This is a genomic window from Paenibacillus sp. NPDC058898, from assembly GCF_049316025.1.
Lineage (GTDB): Bacteria > Bacillota > Bacilli > Paenibacillales > Paenibacillaceae > Paenibacillus_AQ.
The window spans coordinates 428,378-444,093 of sequence record NZ_JBMOSM010000003.1; the positions used below are offsets into that span (position 1 = coordinate 428,378).

Consider the following 15,716-nt stretch of genomic DNA (forward strand, 5'->3'; position numbering starts at 1 on the left):
CCTCCCCTCAAACTACAACATGCCATCGGTCGCGAATTTCTGTGACCCATCTTTGGGCGTTCCATTCGTCATCGAACGGAACTGCGCCTTTTATTCTGGAAAATTTACGTTTTACATAGTACCCCTGTCCTGGCGGAAGTATTTTTAGTCCTCCAGGACTATTGGTGGATTCGGAAAAAGGAATTCTGAAGAACGATAAATCGTTGGAATCCAATGTTCCGAATAAAAATCCGTTTTGTGCAGCCTTGATATCGGTAAACCAATCGACGCCATACGTCGGGAAATCGGCCGGTACACCGGCAATGACAACATGTACCTTGCGGTCTCTTCCCTGTCTGACGATGGCAGACAGCTGGTCTTTCAAAGTGAAATCGGAAAGCTGCTTGCTGAGCACGTCAGCGTCATCAATCATAAGCAGGATAGTCGGATCTTCACTGTCTTTGGACCGGGTCTGAACCCGTTCATAAAGGCCTGAAATGAGCGGAGCCAAATCTTCCTCATTCTCCGCATGCCCACGGACATGCGGAAGATGGTTCATCCTACTCAGACCGCTACTTCCATAGCGCGTATCTACCGTATATATTTCCAGCTCATCCGGCGATGTATGATATGCAAGTGATAACATCCAGCTAAGGAGGAATGACGTTTTGCCGCCTTCCATCGGACTCGCCACAATAAAATGTGGTCCATCCTCTAGATTGATAGCAAAAGGGGTCAAGTCATCCGTAGCCACCCCGACAGGAACCCGAAACTTCACCATTCCTGCTGATTCATAAGGCTTATGTACCTTCAGCAGTTGATGGAGCGGAATCTTGTCCGGCAGTGACTCAATCCGTGGTGCTTCTTCCCCGTGCCACGCTGCCCGGTGAGTGCGAATCGTATCGCGGAGCGCTGCGGAACGGTCCCCCTCTTCCTGACCGGAAGCCGGCAAAGCCGTCTGAAATTCAAGCGGCGGCACCTGCCCTTTAACCAATCCTCTTCCTGGAGGAAGCTGGCTGGGAACTCTTGTTGGACGCCCCACTGCATAATAGTAATCAGCAGGATCGGCGAGTTCGTACGATACTGCTTGCGAGATATTGCTTCGGACCTTCTCGAACATATCCGAAATCCGGTTCGCCGTAATGACAAACGTAATCCCCAGACTGCCGCCTTCTCGCAGCAAGTATTCAAGCATATCATTCTCATCCGGATAGGAGTTGCGGAAATTCAAGTAACCGTCAATAACCACGACCAGCTGCGGGACGGGGCCTGTGTTGCCCCGGCGGTAGGACGCAACAGTCTTCACACCTGCTTCAGCAATCATATCTTTGCGAGTCGCCGCCGTTTTCGTCAGAAAACGGAACAGGCGCTTGATACGATCCTCTTCCTCCGCCATCATGACTCCTCCGATATGAGGGAGCCCTGCAAAATCCCGCAGCATCCGGCCCATATCCACGATATACCCATGCCAAAAGTCCGGGGTATACCGATTGGCTAACGACATCAGCATCGTTTGAATAAAGGTGGTCTTTCCAAGTCCGGGCATGCCATATACGGCCCAGTGGCCTTGCTCAAGATTGAGCATCAGCGGCTTCTGGCACTGGTTTGGCAGATCATCAACCATCCCAACATAGGACACAAGTGCCGAATCACTGAACAGATCTTGCTTCTGCAGCTCGGTCCCAGACGGTATGCTCTCCAGATCCAGACTCTCCGGAAGCGGTGGAAGCCAAGGTCCCTGAAGCCGTTCGATCCCTTGCTCCTTGGCCACCTCAGCCACATGGTCGATAAACACCTGGAGCTGTTTGGGCACCTCCAGATGCGCTCCCAGGGAGGGATTAGAAGCAAGCAGAGGCTCCGACTTCCCGTTGATTCGCACCTCGCGAATAACCACTGCGCCTGGTGTATCCTTTTCTTCAATATAAGGAGCGCCGCTCCAGGCAAACTGCATTTCTTCAAACACTTCGTCGCTGCCCACCTGAAAATAGCCTCGTCCGGGCTTGTTAATCCAGGCTGCATTCGGAATCTTCAGCATATCACGGCTGTCGCCCTCGCTTTGTACCCGAAGACAGATCCGAAAGCGCGAGTTACTCCAAATTTTATCGTCCACGACGCCTGCCGGTTTCTGGGTCGCAAGAATCAGATGGACACCAAGTGTTCGTCCAATAGCGGCAATGCTGATCAATTCATCCATAAACTCCGGTTGATCTTTCTTCAGCTGTGCAAATTCATCAATGATGATAACGAGATGCGGGAGCGGCTCGCCATGGCGATTGCGCAGCAGCTTGTAGTACTCGTCGATATGCTGCAGATTTCCCGCATCGTTCAATATTTTCTGGCGGCGGACCAGCTCGGCTTTCAGCGACACCTTCGCACGTTCAATCAGATTGTTATCCAGGTTCGTTATGGTGCCTACTACGTGCGGCAAGTTAACAAACGTGTTGGACATGCCGCCGCCCTTATAATCAATAAGCATAAATGCTAGATCATGCGGGTGAAACTCGGAGGCCAGGGAGGCCACAATCGATTGAATAACCTCACTTTTCCCGGAACCGGTCGTTCCCGCAATCAGACCGTGCGGTCCATGACCTTGACGCTCTATTTTATCATGAAGATTCAAATTAATCTTCTTTCCGCCCGCCCGGACACCCATCGGAACGGGTAATGAATCCGGATATCGGTTCTGCTGCCAGCGTCTGTGCATATCCAAATCGTTGATTTTCTGTATATCCATCATCTCGAAAAGTGCCAAAACGCTAGGGATATCGGACGCAGAAGATCGCTTCAGCCGGATCGGCGCCATGTATCGAGCCAAGGCTTCAATCTGCTCCCTGCTAATATGATGGGATTGGAAGGTTTGCTTGGAGACCGTGCCGTCCGCTTTCTTAATCGTGTACGCCGCCTGCTCCCGGTCAACCTCAACAATAAGCTGGCAGTGCATCGGCAAGCTTTCCTTGCGGTCGGACAAGATGATGGTAACCGCATCGGTCGCTTCGGCATCTTCCATCAGCAGAGGCAGCAGCGGTTCTTCCTCGATTAATTGGGTAGCAGATAAGATCACCACGTATGCCGGCGTCTCAATCGATTTCTTCCCATGTTCAGAGCGATTATTTTTACGCCGGTACAAGTGAGTAAATATTTCATCGGCAAGCTGATGGGCATTGCTCCGTCGATTCGCAAGATAGCGGCTGGAACGATCATCATCCCACGTATGAGGGAGCCAGCGCAGCCATTGCCACTCGCTCGCTTCTTTCTCTTCGTAGAAAGCGGCGATCTTCACTTCATCGGGTGAGTGCCGCACAGCCGTTTGGGCCATCATCACGCGCAGCATATTTAATACGCGGTCTCTTCCGCCTACGATCCCTATTACCTTGGATTCGAATAACGGCAGCGCAATCGATGCATCGTCGACGGACTGAAATTCGGAAGACAGCAATTCGGCTGCTTCTATCAGAGGGTCCTTGTCATACCCATCCGCACGGGGTGGCTTTACGTTAATGTAGAACGGAACTTCTCCCTTGCCCACGCAAATCTCCAGAAAATCCTTATCTTCCGGGGAACGTTCCCACAAGCTGCTGCTCCGGTTCTTCACAACGTTGTAACACACGTCCGGATCGCCATGGATATCAAACAGAATGTGTACCTGATCCTCCTGCCGCCCCTTAAGCTCTTCCCGGTGCAGGTCAAGCTGTGCACGGTACTTCTGATTTCGTTCGGCCAGCTTCTTCTGATAAGTCTTCTTGTTGCTTAAATACATGAAGAACGGCAGCGTGTAGGAAGTCAGCATCATAAAGATGGTGAGTATCATGTAGCTGCTCCCCATTTTGCCGTTCGCGCTCATATAGAAATAGAAACCAACCATCGCAGCCGTCATAATAATCGGAATAATGATGGCAATCATCGAAAACGACGGTTTGCTTGGCTCGGACGGGGGTCTCAGAATCTCCATGTCTTCATTGGGTAAAGCCGGTCTAATACGCGGCGAACGTTGGTACAACACGTTCATATGTCACTTCCTCCTAATCCAGAGCGTCTGAAATGCACAATTATGTATTTGCTGTTTCAATTAAAACCAAAGGGTTACTTACCCAATCTCAGCTTTCTTGAAACAACAATCTTCTGCCATAGACAGGAGCTTCCTCGGTGGTTGTTGAGAATGCCCGCTGTAAACGGATATAGGAGCCTTCTCTAAGTCCTGCTTCAACTAGGTTAGAATGGCCCCCTACCGTAAACCACAAGCCTTCCGGGAACTTTGCTTCCAATATATATTGAATCCCTTCACCCGAGGGTTCACGAAAAAGACGTAGCCCCAGCAGCTCATTCAACCGTTCAATGGAGCATTCATCGGGTACGTCGATATCAAACCAATCATCTTCATTTCGCCCGCTGATCACGGTGAGTATCATCTGGTTAACCTGCCTTTCCAAAAATGGTAATCCTTATGTTTATTCCATATGCAAAGTCCAATCACCTATTTCAATAGTTGCAAAAAATAGTTACATTATTGTAATAATATCATCCGAGGGTCAGTTCTGTCAATTTGTGTCATATTTCCTATTTCCTATTTTTCACGCGGCATTGTTAGTCCCGAGGGACTATTTATGTATTGATTATAGGTTAAATCCGGGTTTGTAGTCGGGAAAATATCGTCGTTCACAAAAATGTCACGCTCAGAAAAATGATGCTGATTAATTCTATGAATTTAAGGTTATTTTAAGATTGGCAATTTATAATGCAAATATCATGAAAAATCTTTCGTGAGGTGATTGATATGAAAACACTAATCATGTTCCAAAATAAGCCGGTTCCCGTATACTTTACAACGGATAGCAAGCAGCCGGTACAGAAGGTGCTAAAACTGCTAACCAGCGCGCTTGACCATAAAATTCAAACCGGTAAAAACGCGCTGCAAAAATGCCTCAATTCCCTGATCAGCATTGAAATCGAGGGATCCGAGGCAATTCTTCACAGCAAAAGCGAAAACGACTCTCTTGCGCTATCTCTCTTTTAAAGAGGGATAGCCCTTTTTTTGTTTAACTTCATTATAACCCGTAATGGCGATCCTCGGCTATCTGCGCTCTCTGAATTCGGATTTGAAACAATTTTACGAGATTTCTCCGCGTTGTGATCTCCTGGCATCTGTCCAATTTTTTTAATATAAACCGATCGATGGACATACTGTTCATCCCTCCATTCTTCTTTTGGAAAAACGACCCAATGTTCTGATAACTTCTATTAACCGTGCCTTTTTAAGATTAAACGAGACTTTCTTTCGTTTAACAAAGCTTCTTATGATTCGACGTTATTCTGACGACAGCCCGTTTTATAATCAGTACCTTGCATTAATCAGTACTAAGTGATATCTTATTCATAACCACTACTGAATATTAATTACTACCTCATTGTTTACAGCATGAACATGGACTTATGAAAGGAGGTATCATCTGCCGTATGAATGTCAGTATTCAATTCAAAAAAGGCGTGCTTGAACTCTGCGTCCTTGTGTTAATCCATCGCAAGGACCAGTATGGCTACGAGTTGGCTCAAGCGGTATCGAGGCATATTGAGGTAGCCGAAGGGGCGTTGTACCCTCTCCTTCGCCGACTTGTTAATGAAGGCTATTGTACGACGTACCTCCAGGAATCGACCGAGGGTCCGCCCCGTAAATATTATAAGCTGACGCCTAGCGGAGTGATTTATATGAGAGCCTTGGTAAAGGAATGGCAAGCTTTTGTGGGCAATGTGACCAATCTGATAGAGGAAGGAAATTTGTATGACTAAAAAACAGTTTATTTCAATTTTGGAATCGCGTCTTGCCGCGCTTCCTCCCGACGAACGGCGGGAATTCATTCATGATGTGGCGTCCCATTTTGTCATTGGCATGCAGATTGGACGAACCGAAGAGGAAATCGCCCGTGAATTGGGAGATCCTTTTGAAATGGCCAAGGAAGCGTTAGGCGACCGGTATGTGGATATGGATATGCCTGTTCCGGCAGCGATCCGAAGACCGTCTTCTTTTGGAAAATATGCGTTAGGAGTCGGTTTGTTCTTCTGTGCATTGGTGGCAGTCCCCTTCCTTGCAGCATTATGGTCCGGAGGGGTCGCCATTGCTCTGGGAGCCCTGGCAACCTTGCTGAGCCCAGTGCTCGTTCTGATTGACTATATCGTAAACGGAACGTTTTATCCGGCCAAATTATTCTTATCCATCTCTTTGATCGGAATCGGCATCTTCCTCGGATATGCCACACGCTCAGCCATGGTTGGATTGTTATCGTTAACCTTGAGGTACTCCAGATGGAATACGCGTTTGTTGAAGGGACGTGACGCACAGTGAACAGAAAATGGTTGTTCAGTTTAGCAATCGCACTTATATTGGTAGGAATCATCGGCATGGCCTTGAACAAGTTTAAATTCGGTGAAGAGCTTGTCAGCTATCAGAATCGATGGGATCTGCAGGATGCCGTAAATTTGAAAAAATTAACTATTGCCAGCAATATTAATATCAGCTTCGCGTTTGAGGACAGCGGCGATTCGAACGGATATATCGCTTTTGACGGCAAATTAAAACCGGAGCATGTCGATATTCTTAAAAACTTTAATCCATCAGGCCCTGAGGTGAAATTGGATCTGACTACACCTTCCACTTTCCAGTTGATGAGTGTGGACTTTCGTTCACCGAAAGGAAAACTGACCATTGTGCTTCCATCAAGCACAAAACTCGACGAACTCGATTTATCGACGCTCTCAGACAATATCCAGGTAAGCGGAGCTTCCTCCAAGATGATTGACATCTCCGTGAAGTCAGGCGACATTAACATGAGCGGAATACAAGCCGAGCAGTTAAGCGTTGAGAACATTTCAGGAAATATTCGCGGTTCTGACATCCGGGCATCCACCCAGCTGGTCAATCATTCGGGAGATGTCGTGCTGAAAAATATGGAAGGTCCCGTCGACGTTGAGGTCACTTCCGGAAACGTAAACGTGGGATTGCTTGGCGTTTCATCGGTTAATATCCTGTGCAGATCCGGCAATGTGAAAGTGCAGCCTGACCCGTCCTTCCGGGGATTCTATGACCTTAAGACACTATCGGGAGACGTTTCAGCGCCGGAGTCACTGAAAGAAACAACCGATACCATCCTAGTGGAAACCTACTCCGGAAATATCGATATCGTACATTAAGAAGTTGTTCAAAAAGTCCGCTTTTGATCACGAAGCGAATCAGGAAGCAGCTCGACATCGAATCTTGAATTCAGCCGGGCCTTCCGGTGCTCACGTACCCAAAACGTACGCTCCGCTCCTGACGTCCCTAGCTTCATCCAACCTTCTCGGTGCTGAAAATCGACCTTTTTGAACACGCACTTTAAGACGTTGTTGACAAACGATCGAAATGAAATATACTATACTTTATAAAGTAAACTACACAACAAGGAGAGTTTTCATACATGTCTAATGTACTATTCATCAAAGCAAACAACAGAGCCATCGAACAATCGGTAAGCGTAAAAATGTACCATGCGTTTTTGGAATCCTTCAAAGCAAGTCATCCGGAAGACCAAATCACGGAGCTTGACCTTTTTGCAGAGAATCTTCCTTATTATGACGGCACAGCCATTAACGGTATGTTCAAAGCTGCTCAAGGATTGGAATCTACCCCCGAAGAGAAGGCAGCTGCTGCGAATGTAAGCAAATATCTTGACCAGTTTCTTGCCGCTGACAAAATCGTGCTCGCTTTCCCATTGTGGAACATGACCGTACCTGCCGTTCTTCATACCTATATCGACTACCTGAACCAAGCAGGCAAAACGTTCAAATATACGCCGCAAGGCGTTGTAGGTCTGGTGACAGGCAAAAAAGTCGTCATCCTGAATGCTCGTGGAGGTAACTATTCGGAGGGACCTATGGCCGCGGCTGAGATGGCAGTTAACTTCGTAATGGGTAATCTTCGTCAATGGGGCGTGCAAGATATCGAAACCCTCATCATCGAAGGCCACAACCAATTCCCTGATGAAGCGGAAATGATCGTTCAGAACGGTCTCGAGCTCGTTAAAAAGGCTGCTGCCGGTTTCTAATCGAACTTTTACCTATGAATACAACGGATAGTTAATACAAAAAGCCACCTTCCACTGCTCAGGCAGTAAAAGGTGGCTTTTGTGTAATCCCGTTTAAACCTTTTCCCATTGGGTCCATAACTCGCGCGGGTTACGTGTATAGATTTCATGATCGCGGCTCATATATTGATGAATGATAAATTCCCGCCGAATGGTCGCATAATCCGCATGATAACGCTTGATAAACGCATTGATGTCCTTTTCCGGATATTCTTTCCCTGCTTCAAGCTGCTCTACCAGATACTCCAATATGACGAGTTTCTTTTTGTACTGGGCCGGAATGGAACGCAGCGTTCCGTCTTTCGTTATAAAATTCCGGAGAACGGATGCCTTATAGGCCTCACTTGCAATTTGTTCCATCATGGTGTTCTTCCTCCCTTCTAAATAAATTTTACAATCATCTAATTTAATATTTATCTAATTAGATGATAATCAAATTTGAAATGTTTGTCAATCCCGTCAAATCTGGATTTATCCTTTTATTTGCTGTAGGATTATTATGCAGATCGATAGCGTAAGGTTATTACATAAGGAGGTTCACCATGCTCGACGTCTTAATTATCGGCGCAGGCCCATGCGGTCTCTCAGCTGCCATTGAATGCCGCAACCGGGGCCTCAGCTGCGAGATCATTGATAAACACAATGTAGTTCATTCCATTTATCTCTATCCAACGCATATGCAGTTTTTCAGTACGGCTGAAATGCTTGAACTCGGAGAAGTTCCGTTCGCGATATCGAATGATAAACCGTTTCGGCACGAGGCACTGGCTTATTATCGCAGAGTTGCCAGACACTTTAATCTGAAGATCTTCCCATACGAAGAAGCTCTCACCATAACCAAGCAGCCTAACGGCAGCTTTCAGGTAAAGACCCAGCGCCGCGGCGGTGTAGAGTCCATACGAGAAGCCAAACACGTAGTCATTGCTACGGGTTATTTTGATCATCCGAATTATATTGGCATTCCTGGAGAAGACTTGGAGAAAGTTACCCATTATTTCCGGGAAGCCCATCCCTATGCTGGAATGAAAACCGCGATCATTGGCGGCAGTAATTCCGCTGTGGATGCTGCCATGGAGCTCATCCGTGTCGGAGCCGAGGTCACGATGGTATATCGGGGTGAGGAAGTTTCACAGAACATCAAACCTTGGGTACGTCCTCTGTTCGATAGTATGGTGCAAAAGGGACATATCCAGCTTCACCTGAACTCGCGTGTCGTACAAATCGCAGAGTCTTCCATTACCGTCCTTTCGAATCAAGGCCAGGAAACAATCATTGAAAATGATTTTGTACTGGCATTGACCGGATTCCGTCCTGATCGCAAACTGCTCGCTTCCTCCGGCGTTGAACTGGATGAAGACATGGAGAAGCCGCTCTATAATCCGGATACGATGGAGACCAATGTTTCGGGACTCTATGTCGCTGGTGTCATTGCATCCGGTCGTAATGCCAATGAGGTGTTTATTGAGTCAGGGAGACTACACGGTCGTTTGATTGCCGAGCACTTGGTCTTGAAAGCTTAACAAAAAAGGAGCGATCCCCCATGGACGTAACTTCACTCATCCTGCTGGCTATGGCGGGACTTGGTATTATCAGCAGCAATTCTGCCGTGACCATTGCGATGCTGGCATTGCTTCTTATCCGCGTAACCGGCTTTCAGCAAGCATTCCCATGGCTGGAGAAATACGGACTGACCCTCGGCATTATCATTCTCACCATAGGTGTCATGTCACCGCTGGCCAGCGGCAAAATGAGCCTGCAAACGATCGGCGAATCCTTCCTGAACTGGAAATCTCTTTTGGCCATCGCCGTCGGCATGCTTGTCGCTTATCTGGGCGGTCGTGGCGCCACGCTGATGGGAAGCAATCCCACCGTGGTTGCCGGTCTTCTTGTTGGCACGGTACTTGGGGTCGCCCTGTTCCGCGGCGTGCCCGTCGGGCCGCTCATCGCCGCCGGTCTGTTGTCCCTGCTCATCGGTAAATCGTGAGGAACAGGAACAGATGCAACCTTTTTTTATAAATAACATAAATAGAACAATAACCTCCCTGCCGGTTCGTGAACGCTTGGGGAGGTTTATTTGTTCTATTAACAAGCCTTGTATCGGACGGATCATTACCATATATAGTCTATTTTATGGTATGATAGCTATCGTGTTTTAGCGATTTTTCCGTAATCCCTTATGAAATATGATGTATCAGGAGGTAACACAATTGTCTTCAACGAATACCGAATCGGCGGCTGCTCCGCTTAGGCAGCTTCCCATGCTGCTCTTCAGGCAGCTGAGGCCGAAGCAATGGACCAAAAATCTGCTCATATTTGCAGCCCCCCTCTTCTCGTTTGAAGTGGTAAATCCCGGCGTGCTCTTCGACACCCTGATCGGTTTTTTCCTGTTGTCCTTCGTTTCCGGCTGCGTCTATATTGTGAACGATTATGCCGATCGCGAAGCGGATCGCAACCATCCGGTAAAGAAATACCGTCCCATGGCCTCGGGTGCGCTGCCGCCCAAGCTGGCTATTGCATTCGGCGCGCTGCTGCTAATCGCTTCGCTGGCCGTATCTTATTTCCTAAATCCGCTGTTTACCGTGTTATTGGTGCTCTATTTTGCCATGAACGTAGCCTACTCCTTCCGGCTGAAGCATGTTGTCATCATTGACATCATGATTATCGCGGCAGGGTTCGTGCTGCGAGCCATCGCGGGCGGACTAGTCATCCACGTCCCGTTCACGCCATGGTTCCTTCTCTGTACGATGCTGCTATCGCTCTTCCTGGCGATCGGCAAGAGACGACATGAGCTCCATCTGCTGCAGCATGACAAAGGCTCTCACCGCAAGGTGCTCGATCAATATTCGTTTGATCTGCTGGACCAGATGAGCAGCATTGTCACCACAGCAACCATCATCAGTTATTCACTGTTTACCTTTACGTCAGGCAGAACCGTTCACCTCATGTGGACCATACCGCTTGTCATATATGGGATGTTCCGCTATCTTTATCTGATTCATATCGAGAAAAAAGGCGGGGCTCCGGACCGGGTGCTCCTAGAGGACAAACACATCCTGGTCACCGTGATCCTCTATGTCATCAGCGTTATCGGGATTTTAGTATACTTTGAATAATACAGAATTAGTAATTGAGGGAAATGATATGAAACAGAAATTCGCAATCTTTGACATCGACAAAACGGTCATCCATACAGACTCCATGTTTCAGTTTTTAAAATATGGTATTCGAAAAAAACCGTCCACAGCACCCTTCATTCTGAAAGTCGTGCTGCATTCCGTGCTGTACAAGCTCCGTCTTTTGGAGGCTGAGAAGGCAAAGAGCGCTTATTTTCATGCGATGCGCCATATGGATGATGCCGACCTGAAACATTTTTACGAAACGGAATTAAAACCTGCCATCTTTCCGGCTGCGCTGAAGGAAATGCAGCGAAAAAAAAGCGAGGGTTATCATGTGCTGCTTGTAACGGCGTCCCCCGACGCTTACATGAGATACTTTGCAGAGCTTCCTTGCGTCGATACCGTGATCGCTACGAAACTTTCCGTACGGGAAGGACGCTTTACCTCGATGATTGAAGGAAACAATTGTAAGGGGGAGGAAAAAGTGAACCGGATTCAGCAGTACTTGAACGAGCGGCAACTGAGCATTGATTATGCAGCTTCCCGCGCTTACTCCGATTCCTTGTCCGACCTCCCTATGTTCGGGCTCGTCAAATACAAATATTTGATCAATCAGAAATCTGCTCAGGGATGCGAGGGATTAACATGGAACAGATAAAAGCGCAGAGCGCCCCGCGCCACCTGGGCAAGCTGTTCATGGTTCTATCGGCTTTTTTGACGGCTACCGGCCAGCTGTTCTGGAAATGGGGCCACGCCAACTTGATATACATGGGAATCGGTTTTATCTGCTACGGCCTCGGGGCCATACTCATGATCAAATCGTTTTCATTGGAGAAGCTGTCCGTTGCCTATCCTCTGATGTGTATCAGCTATATTGTGGCTCTGTTTTATGGTGATTTTTTTCTGGATGAACCATTAACCCTGCAAAAACTGGCAGCCGTAGCCCTGCTTGGAATCGGGGTGACATTAACTTCCTATGAAAAATGACGGGTTCCTATACTTGCTTCTGCTCCTGATGACCTTACTCGGCTCACTGGGCAGCGTATTCTTCAAAGGATATACCGCAAACAAACAAATCAAGCTGCTGCTGATCGGTTTTCTTAGTTACGGATTGGGAGCCTTGTTAAACATCTACCTTCTAGGAGAGCTTCCTTATACGCTGGTTATGCCGGCGAATGCACTTACGTTCCTGTGGGCGTTACTGTTTGCCAAACTGGTTTTCAAGGAAACCATCGGGATCCGAAAAATCGCTGGCGTCGCTTTTATTATTTCCGGATTGCTCCTGCTGATCTGGTAAGCGAATGCCGCTTGGCCTATTTTCAGTACATATAAAAGCAAGATGGGGGAACGAAAAACATGACTTTTTTCAGTTATTTATTTCGACATAAAAAAGATAATTACACAGCGATCGGCCTAAGCGTCTGTCTGGCCCTATGGTATGTGTTCATGAACCTTCCGTTCGTAGCCTACATCAAGGATCATGCAGCCGAGTTGATGCCTCATAGCCCATTCTATGGTGCGCCCTTTACGCTGAATCTGTTCAACTTCGATCCTTCAATGGAATATGGACCGGAAAACATCTCAATTATCCATCCGTTCATTAATTTCCTGACCAGTCCGTTAACAACGATGATCGGGAGCTCCAACCTCCCTTACCTTCTGATTCAATCGGTCCTGAACGCTTTTAGCGCAGCGCTGGTCTACTACATCGTCCGAAGAAGCGGAGCCAGCTGGTTGTTGTCTCTTGTCACGGCGGCTTTCTTCGGTATCAGCTCTTATTCGCTGTTCACGGCACTCATACCGGATTCCTACGCTTATGCGCAGTTTATGATCATCCTATCAGCCGCTTATTTGCACTATGGCCGGCTTACGAATCGATTTGCCGTCATGCCGAATGCCTCCCTGGCCCTGATTAATTTCGGCATCACGTCTACGAATGTAGCTACGTTCGCAGGAGCACTGCTGATCAGCCAGTTCGATAGAAAACAAAAGGACACGTTTAAACGGTTTATCATGACTATGCTGATTTTCCTGGGGATGGCGGTGATCGTAACTCTGCTTCAACACTTACTGTTCTCAGGTAAATCGTGGATCGCCAACGTGTTTTCAAGCGTGCAGAACGGTGCGCTCAGCTATGTTTCTCCTTTTTCATTCGAGCACCATTCCCGAGTCTTCTACATGTTATTTGTAAGTCCCATCCTATCGCCTGAGCTTGCCATGATTGATCCGGGGATCGCTGCATTCGTGACGAATTTGGCCAAGCCGTATCCGATTCATGTCCATATCGTCGGTATCGGGATGCTTATCCTTGCGGTTCTATCCTTCATTAAGGGTATCCGCTCCCGCGATACCTGGGCATTTGGCATCTATATTCTGTTCGCGATTCTGCTGCACATCATCGTTGGGTTTGGTTTGGCTACGTATGCTTACGATCTGTACTTGTACGCAGGACATTATCTGTTTGCCCTGTTTGTGCTTGCAGCACTGTTTATTGCCAAAACAAAGAACCTCCGGATTCAACAAGCGCTGACCGGCATCATGGTACTATTCCTGCTGATCACCTTGGTGAACAATATCGTATTACACGGGCAGACGCTGGACTATATTCAGACGACTTATGACACGGTGTTCAAGAATATCGAGAAATAAGCCTTGAAACACATCAAAAGACCCGTCCCCTGAAGCATGGCCGAACACCATGCCTTAGAAGGACGGGTCTTTCGTTAATCAATGAAATAAGAGAATATTAATTCTCCAAATGCTGCACGTTGTATAGTCTGGCATAACTTCCATCCAGATTCATCAGCTCGCCGTGCGTGCCTTGCTCTGTAATTCTGCCATTCTCCAGCACAACGATTTGATCAGCATGCGTAATGGTAGAAAGGCGATGGGCCACGATCAATGTGGTGCGATTGTTGGACAAGGACTGCAGCGCCTGCTGTATCAGATGCTCGGACTCCAGGTCCAGCGCCGAAGTCGCCTCATCCAGCACCAGAATGTCCGGATCCTTGAGGAAGACTCTGGCGATGGCAAGTCTCTGCTTCTGCCCGCCCGAGAGCTTGACGCCCCGTTCCCCCACTTCCGTCTCATAGCCTTGCGGCAACTGGGTGATGAAATCATGCGCATTGGCGGCTTTGGCAGCGGCGACGATTCTCTGCTCATCCGCTTCCGGATTGCCAAACAATATATTTTCACGAACGGATCCGCTAAACAGGAAGTTGTCCTGCAGGACCATCCCCACCGATCCGCGCAGGCTGTCCAGCGTCAAATCCCTGACATCGTGACCGTTAATTTTAACTGCTCCCTGCTGTACATCGTAAAATCTCGGAATCAATCCAATCAGGGATGATTTGCCGCCGCCGCTCATCCCGACGAAGGCAACCGTCTGCCCCTGCTTGATGGTCAGGTTAATATCTTGCAGCACCCAACCTGCGGCATCATTGTACTTGAAGCTTACGCGGTCAAACTCGATCTGTCCTGCTGTCTTGAGCGTTTTGGCACCCGGACGGTCCACGATGTCATATGGCTCGTCCATGAGCTCCTTGACCCGTTCCAGCGAAGCTGAAGCCTGTGTCAGCACCGTTGACGAGTTGATCAAGCGGCGAAGGGGCGCATACAGCCTGTCAAGATAACCAAAGAAGGCAACAAATGTACCTAATGTCAGATCTCCCTGAATCACCCGATATCCTCCATAACCGATAACCAGAATAGGCGCAATATCGGTGAGTGTGTTGATAATGGAGAAGGTGAGCGCATTCCAGCGGGTCTGCGCCATCGCTTTTTTCAGAAAATTGCCGTTGATGCCTTCGAATTTCTTCTGGTCGTACCGCTCCAGAGTAAAGCTGCGGATAACCGAGATCCCTTGAATCCGCTCATGCAGGTACGCTTGGATGCCGGCGAGAGCCTGCGACCGGTCCTTAGTCAAGCGCTTAAGCCGCTTATACAGCAAATTCACCGCTAACCCGTAGAGAGGAAGAATCGAGATGGCAACCAGCGTCAGAACGGGATTCATGAAGAACATGACGATTAATACAAACACCAATGTAAACATATCCAGCCAGATGTTCATCATACCGACTTCTACCAGGTTCTTGGATTGTTCCACATCATTGATAAAGCGCGATATCGCCTCGCCTACCTTGGTATTCTGATAGTAACGAAGGGATAACCGCTGCAGATGGGCATACAGTCGATTACGCATATCGAATAAAATACGACTGGTAATGAACTGGGCAAAATACTGCCGCAAATATTCCACCGGACCACGTACAACGACAAACAGCACCAGGGTCCCGGCGAGAATCCACATCAGATCCTGGATTTTCTGTTCAATGGTCATCTGCTGGTTGATTAGCAGATCATCCACGACATATTTCATGATCATGGGCAGTAACAACGGGATTGCAAATTTGATCATGCCGATAATAAGGGTCAGGATGATCCACTTCATATATGGCTTAACGAACGGATAATAGATTTTCCATGATTTCAAAGGTGATAACAGCCCCTTTCT

General features: G+C 47.9%; 16 protein-coding genes. 12 read left to right on the forward strand and 4 right to left on the reverse strand.

What is annotated here, in order from left to right; genetic code table 11:
- Positions 1–7: 7 nt before the first annotated feature.
- Both essC and ACOZB4_RS10345 read right to left on the reverse strand, forming a co-directional pair.
- Positions 8–3,985, reverse strand: coding sequence for a type VII secretion protein EssC (gene essC / locus ACOZB4_RS10340; RefSeq protein ID WP_379404565.1), 3,978 nt, complete (start codon positions 3,983–3,985; stop codon positions 8–10).
- An 88-nt stretch (positions 3,986–4,073) separates the two neighbouring features.
- Positions 4,074–4,385: a hypothetical protein gene (locus ACOZB4_RS10345; RefSeq protein WP_076322205.1), complete on the reverse strand. Its 312-nt coding sequence runs from the start codon at positions 4,383–4,385 to the stop codon at positions 4,074–4,076.
- A 365-nt stretch (positions 4,386–4,750) separates the two neighbouring features.
- Between ACOZB4_RS10345 and ACOZB4_RS10350 the strand changes: the two genes are divergently transcribed.
- The 5 genes from ACOZB4_RS10350 (at position 4,751) to ACOZB4_RS10370 (ending at position 8,048) form a co-directional block, all read left to right on the forward strand.
- Positions 4,751–4,990 carry a hypothetical protein gene (locus tag ACOZB4_RS10350; RefSeq protein ID WP_098746871.1) on the forward strand — a complete coding sequence of 80 codons (240 nt, stop codon included), beginning with the start codon at positions 4,751–4,753 and terminating at the stop codon, positions 4,988–4,990.
- Positions 4,991–5,430: 440 nt separating this feature from the next.
- Positions 5,431–5,760, forward strand: coding sequence for a PadR family transcriptional regulator (locus ACOZB4_RS10355; protein WP_071220202.1), 330 nt, complete (start codon positions 5,431–5,433; stop codon positions 5,758–5,760).
- Entirely contained in the window at positions 5,753–6,313 is a 561-nt protein-coding gene (locus ACOZB4_RS10360; protein WP_379404569.1) for a DUF1700 domain-containing protein, read from the forward strand. The genes ACOZB4_RS10355 and ACOZB4_RS10360 overlap by 8 nt, the downstream gene beginning before the upstream one ends.
- Positions 6,310–7,158, forward strand: coding sequence for a DUF4097 family beta strand repeat-containing protein (locus ACOZB4_RS10365; RefSeq protein ID WP_379404571.1), 849 nt, complete (start codon positions 6,310–6,312; stop codon positions 7,156–7,158). The genes ACOZB4_RS10360 and ACOZB4_RS10365 overlap by 4 nt, the downstream gene beginning before the upstream one ends.
- Before the next feature lie 263 nt (positions 7,159–7,421).
- Entirely contained in the window at positions 7,422–8,048 is a 627-nt protein-coding gene (locus tag ACOZB4_RS10370; protein ID WP_379404573.1) for an FMN-dependent NADH-azoreductase, read from the forward strand.
- Between the two features lie 93 nt (positions 8,049–8,141).
- Here ACOZB4_RS10370 and ACOZB4_RS10375 read toward each other — a convergent pair whose 3' ends face one another.
- Positions 8,142–8,450: a DUF2087 domain-containing protein gene (locus ACOZB4_RS10375; protein ID WP_379404575.1), complete on the reverse strand. Its 309-nt coding sequence runs from the start codon at positions 8,448–8,450 to the stop codon at positions 8,142–8,144.
- Between the two features lie 179 nt (positions 8,451–8,629).
- Here ACOZB4_RS10375 and ACOZB4_RS10380 point away from each other — a divergent pair, with 179 nt between their 5' ends.
- The 7 genes from ACOZB4_RS10380 (at position 8,630) to ACOZB4_RS10410 (ending at position 13,852) form a co-directional block, all read left to right on the forward strand.
- Complete coding sequence (locus ACOZB4_RS10380; protein WP_379404577.1) at positions 8,630–9,607, forward strand: YpdA family putative bacillithiol disulfide reductase; 978 nt, start codon at positions 8,630–8,632, stop codon at positions 9,605–9,607.
- 20 nt (positions 9,608–9,627) lie between these two features.
- Entirely contained in the window at positions 9,628–10,071 is a 444-nt protein-coding gene (locus tag ACOZB4_RS10385; RefSeq protein ID WP_015736251.1) for a DUF441 domain-containing protein, read from the forward strand.
- Positions 10,072–10,294: 223 nt separating this feature from the next.
- Positions 10,295–11,200: a decaprenyl-phosphate phosphoribosyltransferase gene (locus tag ACOZB4_RS10390; protein WP_379404580.1), complete on the forward strand. Its 906-nt coding sequence runs from the start codon at positions 10,295–10,297 to the stop codon at positions 11,198–11,200.
- A gap of 28 nt (positions 11,201–11,228) precedes the next feature.
- Positions 11,229–11,861 (forward strand): HAD family hydrolase, encoded by a 633-nt coding sequence (locus tag ACOZB4_RS10395; protein WP_379404582.1) that lies wholly within the window; start codon positions 11,229–11,231, stop codon positions 11,859–11,861.
- On the forward strand, positions 11,849–12,190 hold the full coding sequence (locus ACOZB4_RS10400) for an EamA family transporter (protein WP_076322123.1): 342 nt from the start codon (positions 11,849–11,851) through the stop codon (positions 12,188–12,190). The genes ACOZB4_RS10395 and ACOZB4_RS10400 overlap by 13 nt, the downstream gene beginning before the upstream one ends.
- On the forward strand, positions 12,180–12,500 hold the full coding sequence (locus ACOZB4_RS10405) for an EamA family transporter (RefSeq protein ID WP_076322124.1): 321 nt from the start codon (positions 12,180–12,182) through the stop codon (positions 12,498–12,500). The genes ACOZB4_RS10400 and ACOZB4_RS10405 overlap by 11 nt, the downstream gene beginning before the upstream one ends.
- A gap of 59 nt (positions 12,501–12,559) precedes the next feature.
- Positions 12,560–13,852 (forward strand): DUF6080 domain-containing protein, encoded by a 1,293-nt coding sequence (locus tag ACOZB4_RS10410; protein ID WP_379404585.1) that lies wholly within the window; start codon positions 12,560–12,562, stop codon positions 13,850–13,852.
- 97 nt (positions 13,853–13,949) lie between these two features.
- On the opposite strand, the gene ACOZB4_RS10415 is transcribed toward ACOZB4_RS10410, so the two are convergent.
- Positions 13,950–15,695, reverse strand: a complete 1,746-nt coding sequence (locus ACOZB4_RS10415) for an ABC transporter ATP-binding protein (RefSeq protein WP_076322126.1) — start codon at positions 15,693–15,695, stop codon at positions 13,950–13,952.
- Positions 15,696–15,716: the final 21 nt, after the last annotated feature.

Coding starts and splice junctions, on each gene's coding strand:
- ACOZB4_RS10355 (WP_071220202.1), top strand. CDS start 5,431: ATGAATGTCAGTATTCAATTCAAAAAAGGCGTGCTTGAACTCTGCGTC.
- ACOZB4_RS10385 (WP_015736251.1), top strand. CDS start 9,628: ATGGACGTAACTTCACTCATCCTGCTGGCTATGGCGGGACTTGGTATT.
- ACOZB4_RS10345 (WP_076322205.1), bottom strand. CDS start 4,385: ATGATACTCACCGTGATCAGCGGGCGAAATGAAGATGATTGGTTTGAT.
- ACOZB4_RS10370 (WP_379404573.1), top strand. CDS start 7,422: ATGTCTAATGTACTATTCATCAAAGCAAACAACAGAGCCATCGAACAA.
- ACOZB4_RS10350 (WP_098746871.1), top strand. CDS start 4,751: ATGAAAACACTAATCATGTTCCAAAATAAGCCGGTTCCCGTATACTTT.
- ACOZB4_RS10375 (WP_379404575.1), bottom strand. CDS start 8,450: ATGATGGAACAAATTGCAAGTGAGGCCTATAAGGCATCCGTTCTCCGG.
- essC (WP_379404565.1), bottom strand. CDS start 3,985: ATGAACGTGTTGTACCAACGTTCGCCGCGTATTAGACCGGCTTTACCC.
- ACOZB4_RS10410 (WP_379404585.1), top strand. CDS start 12,560: ATGACTTTTTTCAGTTATTTATTTCGACATAAAAAAGATAATTACACA.
- ACOZB4_RS10400 (WP_076322123.1), top strand. CDS start 11,849: ATGGAACAGATAAAAGCGCAGAGCGCCCCGCGCCACCTGGGCAAGCTG.
- ACOZB4_RS10395 (WP_379404582.1), top strand. CDS start 11,229: ATGAAACAGAAATTCGCAATCTTTGACATCGACAAAACGGTCATCCAT.
- ACOZB4_RS10360 (WP_379404569.1), top strand. CDS start 5,753: ATGACTAAAAAACAGTTTATTTCAATTTTGGAATCGCGTCTTGCCGCG.
- ACOZB4_RS10405 (WP_076322124.1), top strand. CDS start 12,180: ATGAAAAATGACGGGTTCCTATACTTGCTTCTGCTCCTGATGACCTTA.
- ACOZB4_RS10380 (WP_379404577.1), top strand. CDS start 8,630: ATGCTCGACGTCTTAATTATCGGCGCAGGCCCATGCGGTCTCTCAGCT.